Origin of the sequence: Myxococcus sp. AM011, assembly GCF_013372595.1 — a bacterium.
Classification (GTDB): Bacteria; Myxococcota; Myxococcia; order Myxococcales; family Myxococcaceae; genus Myxococcus; species Myxococcus eversor.
On record NZ_JABXEM010000012.1, the window covers coordinates 40,156 to 63,389 of the forward strand.

Genomic DNA, 23,234 nt, shown 5'->3' on the forward strand with positions numbered 1-23,234 from the left:
CCGGAACACGCAGGGGGAAGGGGCCGGCCCACGAGCCCTCTGCTGTTCGAGTGCCTCTAAATAGTGACGGGGGGCCGGGCTGACCTACACTCGCGGCGCGAAGGGGGAACTGTGTCCGACCTGGCGTCCAGAGCACATTCCACCGTCTTCGAGCACGCGCGCGACGCGGTGCTCGTGCTCGACGCCGCGCAGCTCATCCAGGAGGTCAACCGCGCCGCGGAGCGCATCTTCGGACCCCGCGCGGAGCTGGTGGGCATGGCGGTGACGCGGCTGTTGTCGGGCTGGCGTCCCCCGGACACGCGAGGCTCGCCCGACACGCCGCATGAGACGGAGCTGGCGGGGCAGCGTCCAGGAGGCTCGGGGCCGGCGTACTACCTGCGCGTGCAGACGCTGACGCAGGTGGATGCGCGGGGCACGCCGCTGGGCTGGGTGCTCCAGCTCCAGGACATGCGCGGCAGCCTGGAGGTGGAGGCCTCCATCCGCCAGCAGAAGGAGTTCTTCGAGGCGGTGGTGCGCAACAGCCCGGTGGCCATCGTCACCATCACCCGCCAGTTCATCGTCCTGTCGTGGAACCCCGCCGCGGAGCGGCTCTTCGGGTACACGCCGCAGGAAGCGCTGGGCAAGCACATCTTCGACCTCGTCGCGACAGAGGAGACCGTCCTCCCCGAGGCGAAGAAGGCGCAGCGGGACGTGACGCAGCGGGGCCGCGTGCACTCCGTCACCCGGCGGCTGCGCAAGGACCACACCATCGTCGACGTGGAGCTGCTGGCGTTGCCGGTGTCGGTGGGAGGCCGGCAGTTGGGCTTCATCGCCATCTACCACGACATCACCGACCTCCAGCGCGCGCGCCAGGCGGCGGAGTCCGCCAACCAGGCCAAGAGCCTGTTCCTGGCGACGATGAGCCACGAGATTCGCACGCCGATGAACGCCATCATCGGCATGACGGGGCTGATGCTGGACACGCATCTGTCAGGGGAGCAGCGGGAGTTCATCTCCACCATCCGTCAGAGCAGCGAGGCGTTGCTCACCCTGCTCAACGACGTGCTGGACTTCTCCAAGATTGAAGCGGGCCGGTTCGAGACGGACCTGCGCCCGTTCGACCTGCGGCAGTGCGTGGAGTCGGTGCTGGACCTGCTCGCGGTGCGCGCCAGCGAGAAGGGGTTGGACCTGGGCGCGGACATCTCGCCGAAGGTGCCGCAGGTGGTGATGGGAGATGCCTCGCGGCTGCGTCAGGTGCTGCTCAACCTGGTGGGCAACGCGCTCAAGTTCACCGAGTCCGGGGGCGCCGTCGTCTCCGTGGACGGCGCGCGTCGCACCGAGGCGCCCGACTCGCCCTGGGAGCTCACCTTCTCCGTGCAGGACACGGGGCCCGGCATCTCCACGGAGATGCAGAAGGGGCTCTTCCAGCCCTTCAACCAGCTCGACGTCGCGGTGACGCGCAAGTTCGGTGGGACGGGCCTGGGGCTCGCCATCTCCAAGCGCCTGGTGGAGGCGATGGGCGGGCGCATCTGGGTGGAGAGCGAGGGCGTGCCGGGGCGGGGCGCCACGTTCCACTTCGCGCTCACGGTGCAGGCCGCGCCTCAGACGACGGCGGGGTATCTGCGCGCGGACCAGCCGCTGCTGCAAGGCCGCCGGGTGCTCATCGTCGACGACAACGCCATCAACCGGCGGCTGTTGGGACGACAGCTCCAGTCCTGGGGCGCGGAGCCCGTGGAGGCGGGCTCGGGGATGGAGGCGCTGGCGAAGCTCCAGCCGGGCGCGGGCTTCGACGTCGTGCTCATCGACCACCAGATGCCGGGCCTGGACGGGCCTACGCTCGCGGCGCGCATCCGTGAGCGGGATGACCTCCGCTCGCTGCCGTTGTTGCTGCTCACCTCGCCCGGTCGTCGCGCGGTGCCACCGCCGGGCCTCTTCTCAGGGGTGCTGTCCCGCCCGATGAAAGCCTCTCAGCTCCACGACACGTTGATGTCCTGCTTCTCGCGGGACGTGGCCCGCGTCCGCGCGGAGTCCGCTCCCTCGGGGGCGCCCGTTCCCAGGGACCGTCCAGGGGACCGTGTTCCGTTGCGCATCCTGCTGGTGGAGGACAACCCCACCAATCAGCGACTGGCCAGCCTGATGCTGGACCGGCTGGGCTACCCGGTGCAGGCGGCGTCCAACGGCCGTGAGGCAGTGGAGTGGGCCATGCGCCAGCGCTTCGACGTGGTGCTGATGGACCTCCAGATGCCGGAGATGGATGGGCTGGAGGCCACGCGTCGGCTGCGCCAGGAGCTGCCGCCCAACGTGCAGCCGTGGGTCATCGCGATGACGGCCAATGCGATGGACTCGGACCGGGAGCAGTGCTTCGAGGCGGGGATGGATGACTTCCTCGCCAAGCCCATCCGCGTGGAGGCGCTGACGGCCGCGCTGGTGCGCTGTCAGACGCCGCGTCCACAGGGAGGCACGCGCGCGCGGGCGGAGCGCGGCACGCTCGTGGATGCGCCGCTCGACGAGGAGATCGTCCCGGTGGCGGCGCGCATTCCCGGCCTGCAGTCCGCCGCGCTGGCGCGACTGTGGCGGGAGCTGGGCACCCAGGCGGCGAACATCCTCCCGGAGCTCATCGACACCGCGCTGCACAGCATGCCGGCGCTGCTCGACGACGCGTACACGGCCCTGCGACATGGGTTGCTGGATGACCTCAGCCGGGCCGCGCACACCCTCAAGTCCAACGCCGCGTGGTTCGGCGCGGCGGCGCTGGAGATGCAGTGCCGGGACATCGAGCTGCGCGCGGACGCGGGCGACGTCGCGGACATGGCGGAGCGCCTGGACCGCTGTCGGGCGGAGCTGGAGGTGGCCCGGAGGCTCTTGTCCCGCCTGCGTGAGAGCATCGGAGCACCCGCGTCCCGGAGCTGAGTCCCATGGGGTGGTCAGCCCCTCGGGGCTGGCGCCGTCCCTGGCGACCGCGACCTTCCCCTTCGAGGTGAACGCCATGAGCAACTCTCCAACGGACCCTCCCCGCTCGGGGACTTCTCGCATCCGGGGGCTGGAGCAGGTGGACCGGCTGTCGGTGCCCCTGCCGCACGGCACCGAGGTGACGACGCGCGTGGAGCGCCTGGCCTCGGGCGGGCGGCGGATTCCCCAGGGCGTGGTGGGGCGCGTGGTGCGGGCCCGGGATGGTGGGCTCGACATCCAGATTGTTGGCGTGGGCGAGGTGTGGTTCGCGCGCGAGGAGCTGGTGCCCCGGCGACCGGGACAGGTCCAGTTCGCGAGGCGCCGTGAGGCGGCCTGGCAGTCCCTGGTTCCCTGCGTGGTGCTGGAGACGCGCGTGGGCAGTCATGCCTGGGGCCTGGCGAATGAGAAGTCCGACGTGGACGTGCGCGGCATCTTCGCGCTGCCGCTCTCGTGGACCTTCGGCCTCGTGGAGGCGCCCATGGACCTGGTGAGCGCCGATGGCAGCAGCACCTACTGGGAGACGCGCAAGACGGTGGAGCAGGCGCTGCGGGCGGACCCGAACACGCTGGAGACGTTGTTCGTCCCGGGGGCCAAGGCCATGGACGAACTGGGCGAGTGGTTCCTCGCGGAGCGCGAGGCGTTCGTCTCGCAGGCCATCTTCGGCAGCTTCGGGCGCTACGCCATGAGCCAGTTGGACAAGCTCACGCGCAGCCAGCGGCTGGCCGAGCACAGGGACCTGCTGCTGGAGTGGCTGTGCGAGGAGCCGGCGCCAAACCTGGACGAGGTGGCGCGGCGCCTGTCGGAGGTGTCGCCGCGCGAGGCGCCCACGCAGCAGGACGCGCTGCTGGCGGCGAAGACGTACGTGAAGCAGCTCTACCGCTCACTGTGGGACCAGGGGCTGCTCACGGCGAACGACTTCGCGGCGCTGACGGCCTATGCGCGGGGTGGGGGACAGCGTCCTCCGTCCGCGCGGGAGCTGCGGCCGAAGAACGCGTACAACCTGCTGCGGTTGATTGCCACCGCCACGGGTTGGCTGCGCCAGGGCGAGCCCGTCTTCGAGGCGACGGGGGCGCTGAAGGCGCGGCTGCTGGCCATCAAGGAAGGCAGCGTGCCGCTCGACGATGTGCTGAGGGACGCCGAGGCGATGGCGCCGGAGCTGGAGGCGGCACGTCAGGAGAGTCGCCTGCCGGAGCATCCCGACTACGCGCGCGCGGACCGGTTGTTGCGGCGGGTGGGGGACGAGGTGGCGCGGCGTTGGGTGATGAAGACCCCCGGACCGCTGGGGCACGACGCGCCCGAGGCCCCGGTGACGGAGTGGAGGGATTCGGAATGAAGGGCACGATGACGGAGCAGGAGCGGACGGTGGCGGACCGTGTGCTCGATGAGGAGTCCGCGAAGCGAGAGCACCTGGTGGTGTCGCTGTCGGGCGCGCATGCCTATGGCTTTCCCTCGCCGGACAGCGACCTGGACCTGAAGTCCATCCACATCGCGCCCACGGCCCTGCTGCTGGGCCTGCAGCCCCGCCACCTCAACGCCGAGCGCCTCCAGGTGGTGGACGGCGTGGAGGTGGACTACTCGTCCAACGAACTCCAGCCCGTACTCCAGGGACTGTTGCAGGGCAATGGCAACTACCTGGAGCGCCTGGTGGGCGCCATCCCGGTGCGGGTGTCCCCGGAGCTGGAGGCCCTTCAGCCACTGGTGCGCGGCGTGTTGTCGCGTCGCGTGCACCGGCACTACCGGGGCTTCGCCCAGGGCCAGCTCCGCGAGTGGGAGAAGAGCGGCTTTCTCTCCGCGAAGAAGCTCCTCTACGTGCTGCGCACCACGCTCACCGGGACGCACGCGCTGCGCACCGGAGAAGTGGAGACGGACGTCACCGAGCTGCTGGATGCCCATGGCTTCGCGGAGGCCCACGAGCTGGTGGAGCAGAAGCGGCGCGGAGAGAAGACCGAGCTGCCCGAGTCGCTGAGCGCGAAGTGGCGCGCGGAGGTGGCCCGCTCCTTCGAGGTGCTCGACGCCGCGCTGGAGGCCTCCGTGTTGCCCGGGGAACCTCCCCAGGCGGCCGTGGATGCGCTGGAGGCGTGGATGCTGGACCTGCGGCGCAGGCGGTTCGTCGCCGCCTGAGACGACTCCACCTGATAGGTTCTCGGTCACTCGCACCGAGGACCCTTCATGCGCTTGTCGCTCTCACTGTCGCTGCTGGCTTGGTTGTTCCTCGGGTTCGGAGGGCTGGCGTGTGGCGGTGACGACCCGCTCCCCAGCAACAAGCCTCCGACGCTGACGGGGCCGACCGCGCAGCCCACCGCGGTGAGCTCCGGGAGTCCCGTGTCGCTGACGCTGGAGGCCTCGGACCCGGATGGGGATGTGCTCACCTATGCATGGACGCAGGTTCCCGCTTCCCCGGCGGGGACATTCACCAACATCTCCGCGCCCGCCCCCAGCTGGACGGCGCCGGTGGTGAGCACGAGCCAGCGCTTCACCCTGAAGGTGAGCGTGAGCGACGGCCGAGGTGGCTCCGAGCAGGGCTCGGTGGACGTGGACGTCGCCCCGCCCGTTCCCCAGAACACTCCGCCGACGCTGTCGACGCCCACTGCGACGGCCACCACCGTCGACGAACAGCAGGCCCTCACCCTGGCCGTCAGTGGCTCCGACGTGGATGGGGATCCGCTGACGTACTCCTGGGAGCAGGCGGCCCCCGCCACACCCAGAGGGACCTTCGACAACGCCGCTTCCACCAGTCCCGTGTGGACGGCTCCGGATGTCACCTCCAGCGGAACGTACACGCTGCGCGTCACCGTCACCGATGGGCGGGGCGGCAGCGCACAGGCCACCATCGACATCGCCGTCCAGAAGGGCAACCGCCCGCCCGTCGTCGCCGCCACCATCTCCGGGCCCACGACGCTGGTCGCGGGTGTGACGGGGACGTTCTCCATCACCGCGAGCGACGCGGATGGGGACCCGCTGACCTACTCATGGACGCAGACGGCCCCGGCCTCCTCGGGAACCTGGGTGGGTGCTCGCACCGGGAGCAGCGCGCAGTGGTATTCGCCAGTCGTCGCGACGCAGACCTCGTTCACCTTCTCCGTGAGTGTCACGGATGGCGCGAGCACGCCCGTGGTGCGCACCGTCACCCTTCCGGTCTCCGTGCCCCGGTACTCCGCGAATGTGCAGGGCATCTGGACCTCCGTCCCTTGCACGGGCTGCCATGGCTCGAACGGAGGCCTCAACCTCGCCTCGGGCTCCAGCTACAGCAACCTGGTCAATGTGACCGCCAATGCCTGTGGCCCGACCAGGCGCGTCGCTCCAGGCGACCCGGGCAACTCGGCGCTCATCCGGAAGCTGGAGGGCACGACGTGCGGGTCCCGCATGCCCCGGAACAATCCGACCTATTTCGACCAGCAGCCGGGGCTGCTCGTCCTCATTCGTTCATGGATATTGGCGGGCGCGGCCAACGACTGACGCGTGGGTGAACCGGGAGGGTGCGGCTCAGGGCGCGGTGGGTGACAGCCGCGACAGCGAGCGGTCCTTGACCTTGAGCCACGCCTGTTGCCGGAACAGGTAGGTCGAGCAGAGCTGTCGCCACGTCCACACGTCCGGCAGCGTCCACCAGTTGGCCGGAGGCTGGATGCCTTTGTCCCTCAGGTTGCCGATGGCCCGGTAGCCGACGCCGTCGAGCTGGTAGGCGGAGTTGGACTCCAGCACCAGCACCTTGTCCGTCGCGGGGTGGTGGTCCACCACGAGGAAGGTGTGGCCGGAGCGCCACTGGTTTCGCCAGCCCTGGATGAGCGTCCACGGGTGTGGAGACACGTCCGGGGAGGGCGCGGGGATGGCCATGCCGCTCTCGATGGCGGCGGTGACGGGCGAGAAGTAGTCCTCCGTGGAGGCAATCATCATCTGCCGGTGGCGGCGGGAGTCCCAGGTGAAGCTGTCGCCGTGCGCGTCCGCATAGGCCTTCACCGTGAGGGCCTCCACGAAGGTGCAGCAGTTGTTGAACTGGGGCGGCGTCATGGGGACCGTGATGCCTGGCAGCGGCCACGGGTAGTAGGCCTTGTCCAGGTCATACCGGAAGCCACGCAACCCACCGAGGAGCGCGACGAGTCTGTCCTCGCGGATGGCCATGGGCTCGTCGTCGAAGCGAAGCCTCACTGCAGGAGGCGGCTTCTCCTGATTGACGAGCGTCGCGTAGCGCTGGGTGCGCCAGCGCACGCAAATCCAGGTGTCCAGCGCGCCGAGCGTGGGCACTTCCAGTCGCGCGTAGTCGGTGTCAGGCGTCGGGTAGCCGGGGCGCTCTTCCAGGACGAAGTACGTTCCCGGCTCGGCGTAGCCCTCGAACTGCGCGTTCGTATCCGGCTCCACGAAGCCGCGCAGTCGGATGGGAAGCTTCGCGACTCGATAGGTTTCCGCCAAGACATGACCCCCGGAGATGATGACTTGCCGTGAAGGCTAACTCACTCCAGGAGTTGTTGGGCAGGACCTGCCATGGAAGGGACACGGCGGGTGCCCCTCCTGGTCTGGGTTAAACGCAGCAGTCCGAGGGGCAGGTGACCGCCTCATTCCCATCGCAACTGCCATCGCCGCACGGGTAATAGAACCCCGCTTTCGTGGGCTGCTGGAGGCTGCCAATGGCCTGCGAACCGTCGGACTCCGTCATGATTCCGCCGCACGCCAGCAGGACCAGTGAGGCCACCACGGCGGCCGTCGCACCACTCCAACGCTTGCCCATACAGCCTCCTTGAAAAGGAGGCGCGAAGACTAATCGTTGTCTTTGTGAAAAAGCTCAGACCTTGCCAACTCGTGACAAGGTCAGGACTGTGGGTCCAGGCCGCCCCTGTTGTTTCCCCGCAGCCATTCCACCTGGAGCGAGGTGCCTTTGGGGCGGTGCTGCCACTCCAGATAGGAAGCGCGGAAGGACTCCACCGCCTCGACGAGCGGGCTGCCCGGCTTCCAGGTCAGCGCGCTCGCATCCTGGGCCTCCCGGGTGCTCAGGCCGATGAGGACGGGGCCCTTGCCGGGTGTGGCCTGAAGTGGGCGCACGGCGAGCCGTCGGTCACCTTCCAGCCGGTAGACCAGGGCCGTGAGATGGCCGAGGACCCAGCCCATGGCGGCTTCATGGGCCTCGTGTGAGGTCGCTTCGACGGACAGGCGCAGGTGGGTGGGCAGGTCCTGGGTGGAGTCGAGCGGCTGGAACAGCGCCTCCCATGCCTGGGGCGAACCCGAGGCGCGGGCTTCGGCCACGAGCTTCCCCGCGCGAGCCCACTCGTCCCTCAGGACGCGGAACGTGGAGCGCGAAACGTTGCGCGCGGTATTCCGAGCGGGAGCCGCCGGTGCGATGACGGGCAGCAGGTCTCTTTTGCCATCCGGGCGGTAGCGCGCGGTCTCCGGCGTGAGGGCCACGGGCTGCGGCCAGGGCCAGGAGGCGAACGTCCCGAAGAAGTGGGCGAGCAATTCCGCGTCACTCCTGACAGTGCCAGGCGCCACCCGCGTGCAGGCCCACGCCGCGAGCACCGTCCACGACAGTCCACCGAGATATCCGAGCGCATGGGAGTAGACGCCCCGCGCCTTGGCCCACGCCTTCACCGGGCGAAGCAGGGTCCGGAAGCGCTCGCGCTGTCCTTCATCGTCGCCGAGTGCGTCCAGCACCCCTTGCGTGTCCGCGAGCCCCAGGACGGAGCGGAGCCCTGCGGAATCAAGCGCCTCGCCATGCAGCGCCAGCAACGTCGAGGGCTCGCAAGCAGCCACGCCTTCGGGACGGCTGGCATACGAGACATCGAAGCTCACGCCTTCCAGAACCAGCTTCACCAGGGGAATGGCCGCGTCGGCCACGAAGCGCGCGGCGCCGGGTGGCTCCGACTTCGCCAGCTCGCGAAGCAGCGCGTGCGCGAAGTCCTCACGAGACAGGGACGCAGGTCCAATGGCCACCGCGTCCACGTCGCTGTCCGGTCCATCCGTGCCGAGCAGTGAGGAGCCATAGGGATGCAGCGTGGTCCCCACGCGCTCGCAGAGCCCGCTCAGTCGCTCCACGGCCCGGGCCCTGGACGCCCTGGCGGATTCGGACGCGCCCACGCCAACGGACGCGAGCACCGCGTGCAGCGTGGCGTCTTCCTGTCCCCTCGCGGACCTGCCCAGGGAGATGCGGCGGACGACCTCGAACGGTGTGTCCCCCTTCCGGCGGATGATGCAGACCTCGCCCACCTGGAAGCGCAGGGGACGCCAGCCTCGCGCCCACGTGGCGAGCGTCCGCTCCTGCTCCCCATCGTCCGAGCGGGGAAGCTGTCCCACGGAGAGGTGCGGTGTGAAGCCATGGCCCGGAGGCTCGCACTCGGGCACGGCCGCCACGAGCTTCGCATGCAGCGCCGCCAGCGCGCCTCGGGGCTCGTCGTCCGGTCGAAGCCAGGCCGTCGAGTTGACGCGGTGCTCGAAGTGGTCGAACGCGGAGAGCGTCACCTCGAAGGGCTCGAGGTCGCGCAGGGTCTCCGCGAGCACGGCCTCGGCGGCGTCGAAGTCCTCTTCCGGGAGGAAGGGGTAGAGCAGGGTGACATGCGGCATCCACCGCTCGAACTTCGCGTCGTGCTTCTTGCGCAGGGCCTGGATGGGAGGCCAGGAGGTCTCCGGCGGAATGAGCACCACCGCTGTGTGGTGGACCCGCCGCTCCGCTCCTTGCGCGACGTCAGGTCGCGAGGAGACCGCTCGATGGAGGACGCAGCGGATGCCGTAGTGGTCCGACGCGAAGAGGGCGCCCCCAGCGGGCGCGGGCGCCCCGTCCAGCGGAGCCTCGCCAAAAAGCGAGATGGCGTCGGGCGCGAACCGACCCGAAGGGGACTTCACCAGCACGCGGTCCAGTCGTTGAAGTCGCCCGGACGTGGTGGTGAGCGCGGCCAGCGTGTTGAGCAGGGGGTTGTAGGTCTCCCCCGTCTCCGCGGGTCGCAACGTCGGCCACGCATCCACGAAGCCTGCCTGGGTGAAGGACTGCGCTTCGTCCTCACCCGCGCCGAAGTTGAAGTCACCGGCGAGTACGATATCCGGTGCACCGCCCTCGTCCGTGGCGCCCAACGAGCGAGCCCAGTCGAGCAGCGCCTGCACCTGCACGACGCGCGCGGCGGCACCGGATGCCTCTCGATTGCTCGTCAGGTGCGGCGTGGCCACCCACAGCGAGCTGCCCGACAGCCTCAGCTCACCGGCGATGATGCGCTTGTCCCGAGAGAAGACGCGTTGCCACACCGACGCGAAGGGCAAGCGCGACAGGAGCACCTGTCCGTAGGTCTCCACGGTGCTCGCCACCGGGCCGTCCGACAGCCAGTAGTGCTCACGCACCCACGACTCGGCGAGCAGTGCTTGCAGAAAGGGAGCGGTGACTTCCTGGAGGGCGATGACGTCCGCGTCCGTCTCTCGCAGCAGCTTCAGCGTCGCCGGAGTCCGGCGCTCGGTGTCGAGCTTCTCCGCGTCATACAAATCGAAGAGGACGTTGAACGTGGCGACGGTGAGCACATCCGGTGTCGCCAGCACCTCGTTCGGGGTGGGGGAGGCCTTCGTCCACGCCGCGGCGCGTGTGTCGTACCGATACGAGGGCAGGGGCGTGAAGCCTGGAGCCGCGCTCGTCCGACGTGGGGCGGGCGCGGGCTCCTCGGTGGGGGACGCGGAGTGACTGAGCCGGTCGATGCGTTCCTTGCGGTCCCACATCACCTCGCGTCCGCGCTTGAAGTACCAGACGCGGTGCCACGGAATCTCTCCATCCGGGACGAAGGCCTCGAAGGGCATCTCGTCCAGGGCCTCGCCGTGCGCGTCGTAGCCGATGACGAACTCGCGAGCCTCCAGTCGAGGGTCCCACCGGATGCGGTGGTACACCTCGCGGCTCGTCGTGAAGCGTTCCTGGGACATGGCGAGCACTCACCTGAGAAGGGGAACTTCGCTGACGACACCAGACCTGGGGCACCACGGCCAGCGGAGGCGTCGCACCTGACGCCATGCCGCCAGCCCGGCTGACAGTCTGCCTCAGGACGGGCTCACTCCCGCCACCAGATAGAAACGGAACTCCCCCGAGTTGACGCCGTAGGCCGCGTCCACGCCCACCAGGGGCAGCACCAGGTTGCGCAGATAGAGCCGCAGTCCCGCGCCCACACCCTGCGCCAGGGTGGCGCCCTTCAACCCGCTCTTGCTGTCGGGCAGATAGCCGCGCACCACGCGCCCGTTCACGTCCCGCAGCTCGCGGTCCGCGGGCAGCTCGCGCCACATCATCAACCCGGTGTCGGAGAAGCCCACGCCCCGGAAGGACAGGGAGCGGATGGTGAAGAGGGGGAAGTGGTACTCGGCGATGAAGGACAGGCGGGTGTCGCCTCGGAACTGACGGTGGACGAAGCCCCGCAGGCCGTTGCCTCCCATCACCAGCTCCTGGTGGAAGGGCAGGTCCACGCCCGTGGCGGCTTCGCCCCGCAGCACCAGGTTGTGCTCCTCGAAGAGGCGCAATCCATGGCGGTACAGCAACCCGAAGCGCTCGTAGCGGAACTCGCTCCACACGCCCGGGTTCGACACCTCGTAGGACGCCTCCAGGTTGACGCCCTCCATCACCGCGTGGAGGTTCTGCCGCGTGTCGATTCCCACCATCAGGCGCAGGGAGGCATCACGCTGCGACGGCCCGATGGAGAACGCGGGCGTGGTGACCTCCTTCTCCGGGTCCGGGGACTTCGCGTCGATGCTCATCAGCCGGTACTTCACGGCGGCGCGCACGCGCTCGAAGAGCATCACCCCCAGCTCGCTGGAGATGGACGCCGAGTTGATTCGTGTCCGGCGCACGACTTTCGGGTCCTCCTGTCCCGCTCCGGGCTGGTACTCGTCCATGCGGTCGCTGCGAAGCTGGCCCTCCAGGCTGAACCGAAGCTGCGGCAGGCCGAAGAGGTTCGGGTCCAGGTATCCGGCGAAGAAGCCGCTCTCCGCGGTGCTCACCTGCGCGGCCGTCGCGAACTTCTTGGCCCGGCCCCAGAGATTGTTCTCCGCGTACAAGAGACCGCCGCCGACGTTGTCAGAAGACAGCGCGAACGTGGGAGCCACCACCCAGGACGCCTTGTCCTCCACCTCCAGGATGAGGCGCACACGGTTGGGGCCCGTGGGCTCGACTCGCGCCTTCACCTCCTGGAACAGGCCGGTGGCCACGAGCCGTCGCTCGACCTTGTCCAACTCCTCGAAGGTGATTTCGTCGCCAGCGTCGATGCGCGAATACGAGCGCACCGTCTCCGGGAGCGTCTTCTCGGGGCCTCGCACCACGACCTCGTCCACCACCTGCCCCGGTCCCTGCGCGCCTGCCTGCCCCGACATCAGGGCGATTCCCAGGGCCACCCACCACTTCGCCACACGTCTGCTCATGACTCGTCGCACGTCCCGTGACTGCCTCGGGGCCGCCGGCCTGGACCCACGGGGCCCACCCTACCGCTCCCGGTGTCCGGTGGGGTCATGGACTGTGGACAAGGAACTTCCGCGAAACATTTGCTATGCCTGTCTCCAGGAAGCCTTGGGGGTCCCCGGGGCGCCGACCGAATGACCGGCCTCTTCAGCCAGCTCCGGCGCCGACGTCTCATGCGTCGACCCTTTCCTCCCGACTGGCTCGGTCATCTCGACGCGCGAGTGCCCTTCTTCGCCACGCTGTCGCCCGCGCTGCGCGAGGACTTCCTCTCCAAGCTGAAGGTCTTCGCCTGGGAGAAGGAGTTCATCGGCGCGGGCGGGCTGGAAATCACCGACGAGATTCGCGTCGTCGTGTCCGCCACCGCCGTGCAGCTCGTGGTGCACCTGGACCTGTCCTATTACGACCGGCTGCGCGAAGTCATCGTCTACCCCGATGCCTTCCTCCTGCCGGACCGCACTGGCGTGGTGCTCGGCGAGGCGAAGAACTGGGGCTCCGTCATCCTCTCCTGGGCGGCGGTGCTCGGCGGCCTGCGCAATCCGGACGACGGCCACGACACGGCCACGCACGAGTTCGCCCACGTCCTGGACCGCGCGGATGGCGCCTTCGACGGGACACCGAAGCTGCGCAGCTATTCGCACTATCGGACCTGGGCCGCGGTGATGAGCGAGCACTACCACGCACTCCAGGAGGGCCGCCCCCGGGAGCGCCAGGTGCTGGATGACTACGGGGCCGTCAACGAGGCGGAGTTCTTCGCGGTGGCCACCGAGAACTTCTTCGAGCGCCCCGTGAAGATGCGCGAGAAGACGCCGGATTTGTATGAAGAGCTGAAGCGTTTCTACGGCTGGGACCCGGCTTCGGGCACCTGAGCCCGCGCGCGGACCGCGGCGCTGTGGTAGGCGCGGTATCAAGCATCCGGAGGAGAGACACTCAATGTCCGCACCCGCCGCGCCCTCGGTGTCCATGTTCGTCGAGCTGGAGCGCGAAGCCTGGCGGGCGCTGCGCGAGTCCACGCCGTTGACGCTCACGACGGAGGACCTGGACGGCCTGCGCGGCCTGGGGGAGCAACTGGACCTGGAAGAGGTCTCGGATGTCTACCTGCCCCTGTCGCGGTTGCTGAACCTCCAGGTGGCCGCGGCGCAGCGACTGTGGATGGAGCAGCAGGCGTTCCTGGGTGGCTCCACGAGCAAGGTGCCGTTCATCATCGCCATCGCCGGCAGCGTGGCGGTGGGCAAGAGCACCACGGCCCGCATCCTCCAGGCCCTGCTCGCCCGGTGGCCGGACCACCCGCGCGTGGAGCTGGTGACGACGGACGGCTTCCTCTTCCCCAACCGCATCCTCACCGAGCGCGGGCTGATGAAGCGCAAGGGCTTCCCGGAGAGCTATGACCGGCGCGCGCTGGTGCGCCTGCTCGCGGAGCTGAAGGCGGGGCGCGCGGAGGTGGCGGCGCCCGTCTACTCCCACCTCGTCTATGACGTGGTGCCCGACGAGGCGAAGGTCATCCGCCAGCCCGACATCCTCATCCTGGAAGGGCTCAACGTCCTCCAGTCCGGCGCCACCGGGCAGCGGGTGCCGCACACGTTCCTGTCGGACTTCTTCGACTTCTCCATCTACGTGGACGCGAGCGAGCAGGACATCCGTCGCTGGTACGTGGACCGCTTCCTGCGGCTCCAGCAGACGGCGTTTCGCGACGAGCGCAGCTACTTCCGCCGGTACTCGGACCTGACGAAGGAAGAGGCCGTGGTCATGGCCGAGTCCGTGTGGGGCGACATCAACGGCCCCAATCTGGCGCAGAACATCGCGCCCACGCGCTCGCGCGCCCGGCTCATCCTGCTCAAGGGCCCGGACCACAAGGTGAAGCGCGTGCGGCTGCGCAAGCTGTAGTCACGGCGTCGGAGCGGGCGTCCCGCACAGCGAGCCGTCCTCCTGGCCCGCGAGTCGAGCGCGCAGCCACGCCTTCAGCATCGGGTCCTCCTGCTCCTGGACCAACCCCATGGCCCGCTGCTCCAGAGGGCCTTCTTGACGGAGGCCTCGCGCTCCTCATGCAGTGAGACTGAGCGCGTTCCAACCTCCGGACTGGCCGCACGCTCCGGAATCCCGGGCGTCAGGGCGCTCAACGGCGAGGACGGCGGACCATCTCGATGTGCGGGATGCCGTCCTCGTCGTAGATGTCACCTTCCGCGTCGAAGCCGAGGCTCGCGTAGAAGGCCCGCAGGTAGTCCTGCGCGGAGATGCGGATGTCCATGTTGGGGTAGAGCGCTTCGAGCCGGGTGATACCTCGCTGCGTCAGCTCGCGGCCCAGGCCCCGGCCTCGTGCCTTGGGCGACGTCACCACGCGGCCCATGCTGGTGGCCCCCGGGAACTTCACGTCGGGCGGGAGGATGCGCAGGTAGGCGACCAGGAGAGCGCCCTCATGGGCGAGGAGGTGGTCCGCGCTCCTGTCCAGTCCGTCCACGTCCAGGTAGAGCGACTTTTGCTCCACCACGAACACCTCCTGCCGCAGGGCGAGCACGTCATACAGCTCGTCCAGCGTCAGCTCCGAGAACGCCTTCCATTGCCAGTTCGGCATGCGCAAGGCGTCTACCACGGATGCGCGCTCCGCGCGGAGGCTCAGGTGGTGCGGGACTCGTGGCTGGGAATCTCCGACAGCAACACGTTGAGCGCGTCCACCTCGTGTGGCACGTGGTCCGGTCGCGACTGGACGATGGCGATGGCGCGCTGGAGCGCCTGTCTCGCGGCTTCGAGCGCTTCGTGTTCGACGTGGAGCTTCGACAGGTCCGTGAGCAGCGGCACCAGGTACGGGTGCTGCTCTCCGGCGGTCTCCTCGATGCGACCCACCGATTCCTGGAGCAGGGGATAGGCGGCGGGGTGTTGGTGCTCGCCCAGGACGACGGCCGCGTGATGCAGGGCGAGCGCGGCGGCGAGCCTGTCCCGCTCCGCGTCCGTCACGTCCACGGGTGCGGCGGCCTCATGTCCCTGGCCCGCCAGTGTGTTCTCCAGGGTGGAGAGCAGCTCGCCCCCCAGCTCGGCGGTGAGTGTCCCGGCGTCGGCGAACAGTGTCAGCGCGGAGTCGTCCTCGACCGGGCGGTGGCCGGACAGGCCCGTGACGCGCTCGATGCGCTCGGCGGCGGGCGGGTGGGAGTCGTACGCGTCCACTGCGCGCGAGAAGAGTCGCTCGCGGAGGAAGGTCTGGAACGCGGGCGGTGTGTCCCTCGCGACGACGTCCATGGTGTGGAACAGGTCCTTCGTGGGACGTCCTGTCGCTCGCAGCCTCGCGGCGACTTCCAGGCTCCGGCTGAACGCGTCGCTGCTCTCCATCGCCTTCGTCAGCGCACGGCCGAAGGTGTCACCGCCGTAGGCGAGCGCGGACATCCGGTCCGCGAGCAACTCCCGGCGGCGTCCGTGCCCGGCGGTGATGCGCAGGTGGACGAAGAAGTACGCGCGCAGGAACCACCACACGGGATTGATGATGGCCCAGCCTCCCTCCTGGATGGCGTGGACCGTGCGGACCATCTGGGCCTGGATGCGGCCGATGATGGGCGTCAGCCGCGTCTCGCCGTGGGAGAAGTGGCCGTACTCGTGCGCGAGGATGGACTTGAACTCGGAGACGGTGAGCCGTCGCACGACGCCCATCCCCAGGCGCAGGACGCGCTCACCGCCGCCGAGCAGCACCCTCAGTCGTCCGCCTCGCTCGCTCACCCCGATTCCCGTGCCCGCGTCGATGAGGACTCGGTCCACCTCGCGCGACTTCGCGATGGTCGCCACTTCCTCCAGTGCGGCGAAGAGGCGCGGGGCTTCTTCGCGCTTCAGTGCGCGGCCCTCGTCCAGCTGCGAGTCGCGGATGAACAGGCCCCGGAAGATGCCGACGATTCCGCCGATGCAGGCGAGCATCACGATGAGCATGAGCTTCAGGGGGATGACGGGCATCTGCGTCATGGCGAGGAGCAGTGCACCGGAGGCGGCCAGCGTCAGCACCACCATCATCGGCACTGCGACATAGAACAGCAGTGACGAGAACCAGAGCACCGCGCTGTAGCACCGGTCCACGCGCCGTTCGCTCGCCGTCTGCTCCTCGCGCAGCAGGTGCTGGTGGTCCGTCTGGATCTGACCGAGTTGCGCTGACGACAGCGCGCGCCCGGCGAGCCAGGAGAACAGCAGTCCCAGTCCCAGGAACAGCGCCATCGCGAGTGGAATCCCCACGATGAGCCGCCACCGGTGCTGCTCCTCGAGGAGGAGAAATACCCACGCGGACATGAACTTCCTCGGACTGGCCCCTGCGAGTCAGCCTAACACGGGCCTCGAGCAGAGGCCCGGCCGTCGGCCTGCCCCGCGAGGTGGGAGGCGCGGTCGACGCCCGCGCGGGCACGACACGGAGTCTGGGCAAGGCACCGGGGAGGCCATTATACGTAGGCCGCCATGACCCCTTCGTCGCAGACGTCGCTTGTTCCCGGAGCCAGCCAGGACGTGGATGCGCTGGTCTCACTGCTGCGAGGACGGCGCACCGTGGTGCTCACCGGCGCGGGGTGCAGCACCGAGTCGGGCATCCCGGACTACAGGGGGCCGGGGACGCGGGCCCGCGCGCGCAATCCCATCCAGCACCGGGAGTTCCTCCAGCGTCCCGAGGTGCGGGCTCGCTACTGGGCCCGGAGCCTGCTCGGCTGGCCCCGCTTCGCCTCCGCCCACCCGAATCCCGCGCACCAGGCGCTGGCGGCGCTGGAGCGGAACGGGCACGTGCCAGGGCTCATCACCCAGAACGTGGACCGGCTCCACCACGCCGCGGGCAGCTCGCGTGTCATCGAGTTGCACGGTGCGCTGGCGCGGGTGCGCTGTCTGGACTGTGGGGCGCAGGAGGCGCGAGTGGACCTCCAGGCGCGCCTCCTGTCGCTCAACCCGGACTTCGCCCACGAGGTGCTGGAGCTGCGGCCGGATGGCGACGCGGAGCTGTCCTCGGAGGCGCTCCAGTCCTTCCAGGTGCCCGCGTGCGTGCGCTGTGGCGGGACGCTGAAGCCGGACGTGGTGTTCTTCGGCGACAACGTGCCCGCGCCCACGGTGGCGGATGCCTTCGCCTTGCTGGAAGAGGGAGACGCGCTGTTGGTGGTGGGCTCGTCGCTCGCCATCTACTCCGGCTATCGCTTCCTGGTACGCGCCGCCGAGCGCCACGTGCCCATCGCCATCGTCAACATTGGCGAGTGTCGCGGCGTGGAGCTGGCGGACCTGTGCGTGGAGGCGAGCGCCGGGGACGTGCTGCCGCGACTGGCCCAGGCGCTGGCGCGAAGCTGAAGACTCCGCCGCGCCTCAGGGCAGGCGAACGTGCGTGGTGAGGTAATCCACGAAGGCCCGCACGCGCGCGGGCAGGTGCCCGCCCTGGCTCAGGAAGAGGGCGTGGATGGCCTCCGTGTCGCCGGGGTTGTGCTCCTCCAACACGGCCACGAGGTGGCCCGCGTCCAGGTCGCCCTTCACCTGGAAGCGCGCCAGCCGCGCCAGCCCCACTCCCGCCAGCACGAGCTGTCGCAGCGCTTCGCCATCGCTCGCCTGGACGTTGCCGACCGGCGCGAGGGAGTGCTGTGATGAAGACTCCGTCAGGGGCCAGCCCTCGATGGCGCGCGCGTAGCTGAAGCCCAGGCGGTTGTGTGACGCCAGCTCTCCTGGTGTCTTCGGCACGCCCTGGCGCTTGAGATAGTCCGGCGAGCCGACGATGACCATCCGCGTCTCACCCAGTCTGCGCGCGGTGAGCTGGGAGTCCTTGAGCTGCCCGTTGCGAATCGCCACATCCGTGCGGTCATCGAGCAGGTCGATGAGCTTGTCCGTCAGCGTGAGGTCCACCGTCACCGAGGGATATCGCGCGAGGAAGCCGGGCAGCAGCGGGATGAGGATGCAGCGCCCGAAGGCCGGGTTGGTGTTGACGCGCAGCCGTCCACTCGGCTCGTCGCTCGCGGCGGCCCCGCGCTCGGCCTCGTCGAGTTCGCCGAGGATTCGCACGCTGCGCTCATAGAAACCGCAGCCCTCCGGGGTGAGCTGGAGCGAACGCGTGGAGCGGTTGACCAGCCGGGCTCCCAGCCGCTGCTCCAGCCGGGCCACCAGCTTGCTCACCGCCGAAGGCGTCATCCGGAAAGCCCTCGCCGCGGCGGAGAAGCCTCCCAGCTCCACCACCTTCACGAAGACTTCCATCTCCCCGAAGCGATTGACGTCCAGACGAGCCATGGTGAGCCGAACTCACAAGTCCTATTCCGCACGTCGCTCTACCGCAGCGAATTCGTGCCGTCCATACAAGGGCCCATCCAACTTCTTCACGGGAGGGCCGCGAATCATGCCGCTGGCCTTGTTCGCATTGACCGCGGGCGCCTTTGGAATCGGCGTCACGGAGTTCGTCATCATGGGCCTCTTGCTGGAGGTGGGCACCGACCTGGGTGTCTCCATCTCCACGGCGGGCCTGCTCATCTCCGGCTACGCACTGGGCGTCGTGGCCGGAGCCCCCGTCCTCACCGTGCTGACGGGCCGCTGGACCCGCAAGCACGTGCTCTTGGGACTGATGGTCATCTTCACGCTGGGCAACGTCTTCTGCGCGCTGGCGCCCACCTACGGCACGCTGATGGCCGCGCGCGTGCTGACCGCGCTCTCTCACGGGACTTTCTTCGGCGTGGGCTCCGTGGTGGCCACGGGCCTGGTGCCCGCGGACAAGCGCGCGTCCGCCATCGCCATCATGTTCACCGGCCTGACGGTGGCCAACATCCTCGGTGTGCCGCTGGGCACGTGGCTGGGGCAGTCGCTCGGGTGGCGCTCGACGTTCTGGGCCGTGGCGCTGATTGGCCTGCTCGCCGTGGCGGTGATTGCGCTATTCGTCCCGCGCGACGAGGTGGCACCCGAGGCGAGCGACTGGCGCGCCGACCTGCGGGCCCTGGGCCGACGGCCGGTGTTGCTGGGGCTTCTGACGACGGTGCTCGGCTTCGCCGGGGTGTTCACCGTGTTCACCTTCATCGCGCCCCTCCTGACGCGACTCAGTGGCTTCTCCCCGTCGTCGGTGTCTCCCATCCTGCTCGTGTTCGGCGGTGGGCTGGTGGTGGGCAACCTGGTGGGCGGCAAGCTCGCGGACCGGCGACTGGTGCCCGCCATCCTCGGCACCCTCACGGTCCTGGCGCTCGTGCTGTTCGGGATGACCTTCGTCCTGCATGACCGCGTCCTCACCGTCGTCGCCGTGGGCCTGTTCGGCGCGGCGGCCTTCGCCACCGTGCCACCGCTCCAGATGTGGGTGCTGGAGAAGGCGGAGGGGGCCGGCCAGAGCCTGGCGTCGAGCCTCAACATCGGCGCCTTCAATCTCGGCAATGCGTTGGGCGCCTGGTTCGGCGGCCTCATCATCGACCGGGGCCCTGGACTGGGCGCCCTCACCTGGGTGTCCGCGCTGGTGCCGGTGTCCGCCATCGTCATCGTGCTGGTGGCGTTGCGCCTGGAGTCTCGCGAGCGGCGCCCCGGTGTTCCAGGGACGCGAGTGCTGCAAGGAGGTGTGTCATGAGCGCCCTCGACAAGGTCGCCCTCGTGGTGGGCGCGCAGGGCGTCATCGGTCGCAACCTCATCGAGCACCTCGCGTCACTGGGGGACTGGGAAGTCATCGGTCTGTCCCGACGAGGCGGCCCTGCTTCCGAGCGCGTGCGGCACGTACAGGTGGACCTGCTCGACGCGGAGGACACCCGGGCGAAGCTGGCGGACCTGGGCCACGTGACGCATGTCTTCTACGCCGCGTATCAGGAGCGGCCGACGTGGGCGGAGCTGGTCACGCCCAACCTCGCGATGCTCGTCAACGTGGTGGAGGCTATTGAACCGGTGGCCAAGGGCCTGCGCCACGTCAGCCTCATGCAGGGTTACAAGGTCTACGGCGCACACCTGGGGCCCTTCAAGACGCCCGCGCGGGAGACGGACCCGGACCACATGCCGCCCGAGTTCAACGTGGACCAGCAGCGCTTCCTCGAACAGCGGCAGAAGGGCAAGGCGTGGACGTGGACCGCGCTGCGTCCGTCGGTGGTGGGCGGCGTCGCGCTCGGCAACCCGATGAACCTGGCCCTGGTGATTGCCGTCTACGCATCCATCTCCAAGGAGCTGGGGTTGCCGCTGCGCTTCCCTGGCAAGCCTGGGGCATACCACTCGCTCTTGGAGATGACCGACGCGGGCCTGCTCGCGAAGGCGACGGTGTGGGCGGCGACGGAGGCGCGCTGCGCGAACCAGGCCTTCAACATCAACAACGGGGACCTGTTCCGCTGGAGCGAGCTGTGGCCGAAAATCGCGCGTTACTTCGAGCTGGAGGTCGCTCCACCGCTGCCGATGTCGCTCGACGTCGTCATGGCCGACAAGGAGCCGCTGTGGAAGGCCATGACTGCGAAGCACGGGCTGGCGAATCACTCCTACCAGGACGTGTCCTCCTGGCGCTTCGGCGACTTCGTCTTCTCGTGGGACTACGACATGTTCGCGGACGGCACCAAGGCGCGGCGCTTTGGCTTCCATGAGTTCGTCGACACCGAAGCCATGTTCTTGCGCCTCTTCGACGACTTCCGTCGCGCGAAGGTCATCCCCTGACGCTTGGGAGTTGAGTGCGCCCGGAGCGTGGGGAACAATCCCCGCATGGCTCAGGGCGACGGAATGCAGCAGGTCATCGGCTTCATCCTGGAACTGGACAAGCTCAAGGGTGTGACTCGCAAGGTGAAGCCGCTGGGGCTTGCTCGCTACGAGAACTCCGCGGAGCACAGCTGGCAGTTGGCCATGCTGGCCCTCTCCCTGTCCCAGCATGCTCCGCCGGGCATCGACCTGGACCGCGTGGTCCGGATGCTCCTGGTGCATGACGTGGGAGAAATCGACACCGGCGACACGCTGGCCTTCGTCGAGGGCGGCTGGAAGGAGCGCAAGGCGGCGGAGCTGGCGGCGGCGGAGCGCATCTTCGGCCTGCTGCCTCCACCGCACGGGCCCGCCTTCCTGGCGTCATGGAAGGAGTTCGAAGCGGGGGAGACCGCCGAGGCCCGCTATGCCCATGCGGTGGACCGCGCGATGCCGGTGCTGCTGAACCTGGCCAACGAAGGGCAGAGCTGGCGGGAGAACGGCATCAGTCACGCGCGGGTGGTGGCGCGCGTCGCTCCCCCCATCCAGGCGGGTTGCCCCGCCTTGTGGGAGTACCTGGAGGGCCGACTGGAAGAGGCCCGCCAGCGCGGCTTGTTCGGCGCGTGAGCGGAGGAGTCGCTCAGGCGGCCTGAGATGCGCGGGAGGGTGGCGCGGGGACATGCCCCGCCCGCACCAGGTAGTCGCCGAAGCCCTCACCCTGCTGGCGCTCTCTCGCATACCCCGCGAACAGCGGCTCCAGCACCTCGAGGATGGTCGCCTCGTCGATGTTCTCCCGCACGAGCCGGTTGAGTCGCTGGCCTCGTGCATCTCCGCCCAGGTGCAGGTTGTAGCGACCAGGGGCCTTGCCCACGAGGCCAATCTCCGCGAGGTAGGGCCTCGCGCAGCCATTGGGGCAACCGGTGATTCGCAGCAGGATGTTGGCGTCCTCGAGTCCATGGGCCTGGAGCCGCGACTCCACGCGCTCCACGAAGGTCGGCAGGTAGCGCTCGGCCTCGGCCATGGCCAGGGCGCACGTGGGCAGGGCCACGCAGGCGAGCGCGTTGCGCCGCAGCGGGCTGGAGGTCCGGAAGCTCTCCAGGCCGTGGGCCCGGACAATCGCGTCGATGTGCTCCTTCGACTCAGGCGGGACACCCGCGATGACGAGGTTCTGGTTGGGCGTCAGCCGGAAGTCTCCCCCATGTATCTGGGCAATCTCGCGCAGCCCCGTGAGGTGCGGCGCGCCAGGACGGTCCGCGATGCGGCCGCTGTCCAGGTGCAGCGTCAGGTGCCAGCGCCCGTCATGGCCTTCCCGCCAGCCGAAGCGGTCTCCGTTGTGCTCGAAGGTGAAGGGCCGCGTGGGCTCCAGCGCGAAGCCGAGCCGGCGCTCCAGCTCCTCCTTGAACCAGGCGACACCCCGGTCCTCGAGGACGTACTTCAGGCGCGCGCGCTTGCGATTGCCCCGGTCTCCGAAGTCGCGGTGGATTTTCAGCACCTCCTCGGCCACCACGAGCATCCGCTCGGGAGCCACGAAGCCCAGGACATCCGCCAGCCTTGGGAAGGTGTTGGCATCACCGTGCGTCGCGCCCAGGCCGCCGCCCACCGCGACGTTGAAACCTTGAAGGACGCCGTCCTCGATGATGGCGATGTAGCCCAGGTCCTGCGCGAACAGGTCCACGTCGTTCTCGGGCGGCACCGCGACGGCGGCCTTGAACTTCCGGGGCAGGTAGGTGGCGCCATACAGCGGCTCCTCCTCGCCGCCCGCCACCTTCTCCTCGTCCAACCACAGCTCGTAGTACGCGCGAGTCTTCGGCAGCAGGTGCTCGGACAGGCGCACCGCCCAGTCGTACACCACCGCATGGACGCGGGTGTCCACGGGGTTGGGGTTGCACAGCACGTTGCGATTGACGTCGCCGCAGGCGGCCAGCGTGTCGATGAGGGACGCGTTGATGCGCGCAATCGTCGGCTTGAGGTCTCCCTTGAGGATGCCGTGCAACTGGAACGCCTGCCGCGTGGTGATGCGCAGGGTGCCGTTGGCGTGCTCCCGCGCGAGCCCGTCCATGACGAGCCACTGCGCCGCGGTGCACACGCCTCCGGGCAGCCGGGTGCGCAGCATGAAGCTGTAGTCCGGCTCCAGCTTCTGCTGTCGACGCTCCTCGCGAATGTCGCGGTCGTCCTGCTGATAGCTGCCGTGGAACTTGATGAGGCTGGTGTCCGGCGTGGCGATGGCGCCCGTCACGGGGTCCGCCAGGCTCTCCGCCAGCGTCCCCCGCAGCAGTCGACTGTTCGCCTTGATGTGCTCCACTTCGGAGAGAGGCTTGGGCTGGGTGCTCATGTCTTTGCTCAC

The 23,234-nt window shown here is 69.0% G+C and carries 18 protein-coding genes; 10 read left to right on the plus strand and 8 right to left on the minus strand.

The window, feature by feature from the left end:
* The first annotated feature begins 111 nt into the window (after positions 1 to 111).
* The 4 genes from HUW62_RS04355 to HUW62_RS04370 all read left to right on the plus strand — a co-directional run bounded on the left by HUW62_RS04355 (position 112) and on the right by HUW62_RS04370 (position 6,384).
* Complete coding sequence (locus HUW62_RS04355; RefSeq protein WP_163870268.1) at positions 112 to 2,889, plus strand: response regulator; 2,778 nt, start codon at positions 112 to 114, stop codon at positions 2,887 to 2,889.
* Between the two features lie 76 nt (positions 2,890 to 2,965).
* The gene (locus HUW62_RS04360) at positions 2,966 to 4,261 is read left to right on the plus strand and encodes a nucleotidyltransferase domain-containing protein (RefSeq protein WP_176433635.1); all 1,296 of its coding nucleotides are present in this window, start codon (positions 2,966 to 2,968) and stop codon (positions 4,259 to 4,261) included.
* Positions 4,258 to 5,049, plus strand: a complete 792-nt coding sequence (locus HUW62_RS04365; protein WP_176433636.1) for a nucleotidyltransferase domain-containing protein — start codon at positions 4,258 to 4,260, stop codon at positions 5,047 to 5,049. Before HUW62_RS04360 ends, HUW62_RS04365 begins: the two co-directional genes overlap by 4 nt.
* A gap of 48 nt (positions 5,050 to 5,097) precedes the next feature.
* Entirely contained in the window at positions 5,098 to 6,384 is a 1,287-nt protein-coding gene (locus HUW62_RS04370; RefSeq protein ID WP_176433637.1) for a putative Ig domain-containing protein, read from the plus strand.
* 27 nt (positions 6,385 to 6,411) lie between these two features.
* On the opposite strand, the gene HUW62_RS04375 is transcribed toward HUW62_RS04370, so the two are convergent.
* The 4 genes from HUW62_RS04375 to HUW62_RS04390 form a co-directional block, all read right to left on the minus strand.
* The gene (locus HUW62_RS04375) at positions 6,412 to 7,332 is read right to left on the minus strand and encodes a hypothetical protein (protein ID WP_176433638.1); all 921 of its coding nucleotides are present in this window, start codon (positions 7,330 to 7,332) and stop codon (positions 6,412 to 6,414) included.
* Between the two features lie 109 nt (positions 7,333 to 7,441).
* Entirely contained in the window at positions 7,442 to 7,648 is a 207-nt protein-coding gene (locus HUW62_RS04380; RefSeq protein WP_163870273.1) for a hypothetical protein, read from the minus strand.
* 80 nt (positions 7,649 to 7,728) lie between these two features.
* On the minus strand, positions 7,729 to 10,800 hold the full coding sequence (locus HUW62_RS04385; RefSeq protein WP_176433639.1) for a poly(A) polymerase: 3,072 nt from the start codon (positions 10,798 to 10,800) through the stop codon (positions 7,729 to 7,731).
* Positions 10,801 to 10,914: 114 nt separating this feature from the next.
* Positions 10,915 to 12,279 carry a BamA/TamA family outer membrane protein gene (locus HUW62_RS04390; protein WP_176433640.1) on the minus strand — a complete coding sequence of 455 codons (1,365 nt, stop codon included), beginning with the start codon at positions 12,277 to 12,279 and terminating at the stop codon, positions 10,915 to 10,917.
* Between the two features lie 171 nt (positions 12,280 to 12,450).
* Here HUW62_RS04390 and HUW62_RS04395 point away from each other — a divergent pair, with 171 nt between their 5' ends.
* Together HUW62_RS04395 and coaA are read left to right on the plus strand one after the other, a co-directional pair.
* Entirely contained in the window at positions 12,451 to 13,182 is a 732-nt protein-coding gene (locus HUW62_RS04395) for a M90 family metallopeptidase (protein WP_163870276.1), read from the plus strand.
* A gap of 64 nt (positions 13,183 to 13,246) precedes the next feature.
* Positions 13,247 to 14,197 carry a type I pantothenate kinase gene (coaA, locus tag HUW62_RS04400; RefSeq protein ID WP_176433641.1) on the plus strand — a complete coding sequence of 317 codons (951 nt, stop codon included), beginning with the start codon at positions 13,247 to 13,249 and terminating at the stop codon, positions 14,195 to 14,197.
* 229 nt (positions 14,198 to 14,426) lie between these two features.
* Here the strand turns inward: coaA and HUW62_RS04405 are convergent, their stop codons facing one another.
* Together HUW62_RS04405 and HUW62_RS04410 are read right to left on the minus strand one after the other, a co-directional pair.
* Positions 14,427 to 14,882 carry a GNAT family N-acetyltransferase gene (locus HUW62_RS04405; RefSeq protein ID WP_163870278.1) on the minus strand — a complete coding sequence of 152 codons (456 nt, stop codon included), beginning with the start codon at positions 14,880 to 14,882 and terminating at the stop codon, positions 14,427 to 14,429.
* A gap of 41 nt (positions 14,883 to 14,923) precedes the next feature.
* The gene (locus tag HUW62_RS04410) at positions 14,924 to 16,567 is read right to left on the minus strand and encodes a M48 family metalloprotease (protein ID WP_176433642.1); all 1,644 of its coding nucleotides are present in this window, start codon (positions 16,565 to 16,567) and stop codon (positions 14,924 to 14,926) included.
* Between the two features lie 162 nt (positions 16,568 to 16,729).
* Here HUW62_RS04410 and HUW62_RS04415 point away from each other — a divergent pair, with 162 nt between their 5' ends.
* Positions 16,730 to 17,593 (plus strand): NAD-dependent protein deacetylase, encoded by an 864-nt coding sequence (locus HUW62_RS04415; RefSeq protein ID WP_163870280.1) that lies wholly within the window; start codon positions 16,730 to 16,732, stop codon positions 17,591 to 17,593.
* A 15-nt stretch (positions 17,594 to 17,608) separates the two neighbouring features.
* On the opposite strand, the gene HUW62_RS04420 is transcribed toward HUW62_RS04415, so the two are convergent.
* A complete protein-coding gene (locus tag HUW62_RS04420) occupies positions 17,609 to 18,514 on the minus strand; it encodes a LysR family transcriptional regulator (protein ID WP_176433643.1) in 906 nt (301 codons plus the stop codon).
* A 106-nt stretch (positions 18,515 to 18,620) separates the two neighbouring features.
* Between HUW62_RS04420 and HUW62_RS04425 the strand changes: the two genes are divergently transcribed.
* Genes HUW62_RS04425 through HUW62_RS04435 form a run of 3 tightly spaced genes read left to right on the plus strand, consistent with a single transcriptional unit; the run spans position 18,621 to position 21,517 of the window.
* Positions 18,621 to 19,820, plus strand: a complete 1,200-nt coding sequence (locus HUW62_RS04425; protein WP_176433644.1) for an MFS transporter — start codon at positions 18,621 to 18,623, stop codon at positions 19,818 to 19,820.
* Entirely contained in the window at positions 19,817 to 20,875 is a 1,059-nt protein-coding gene (locus HUW62_RS04430; RefSeq protein WP_176433645.1) for an SDR family oxidoreductase, read from the plus strand. The genes HUW62_RS04425 and HUW62_RS04430 overlap by 4 nt, the downstream gene beginning before the upstream one ends.
* Before the next feature lie 45 nt (positions 20,876 to 20,920).
* Complete coding sequence (locus HUW62_RS04435) at positions 20,921 to 21,517, plus strand: HD family hydrolase (RefSeq protein WP_205522843.1); 597 nt, start codon at positions 20,921 to 20,923, stop codon at positions 21,515 to 21,517.
* A gap of 13 nt (positions 21,518 to 21,530) precedes the next feature.
* On the opposite strand, the gene cysI is transcribed toward HUW62_RS04435, so the two are convergent.
* The gene (gene cysI, locus HUW62_RS04440) at positions 21,531 to 23,222 is read right to left on the minus strand and encodes an assimilatory sulfite reductase (NADPH) hemoprotein subunit (protein WP_176433646.1); all 1,692 of its coding nucleotides are present in this window, start codon (positions 23,220 to 23,222) and stop codon (positions 21,531 to 21,533) included.
* Positions 23,223 to 23,234: the final 12 nt, after the last annotated feature.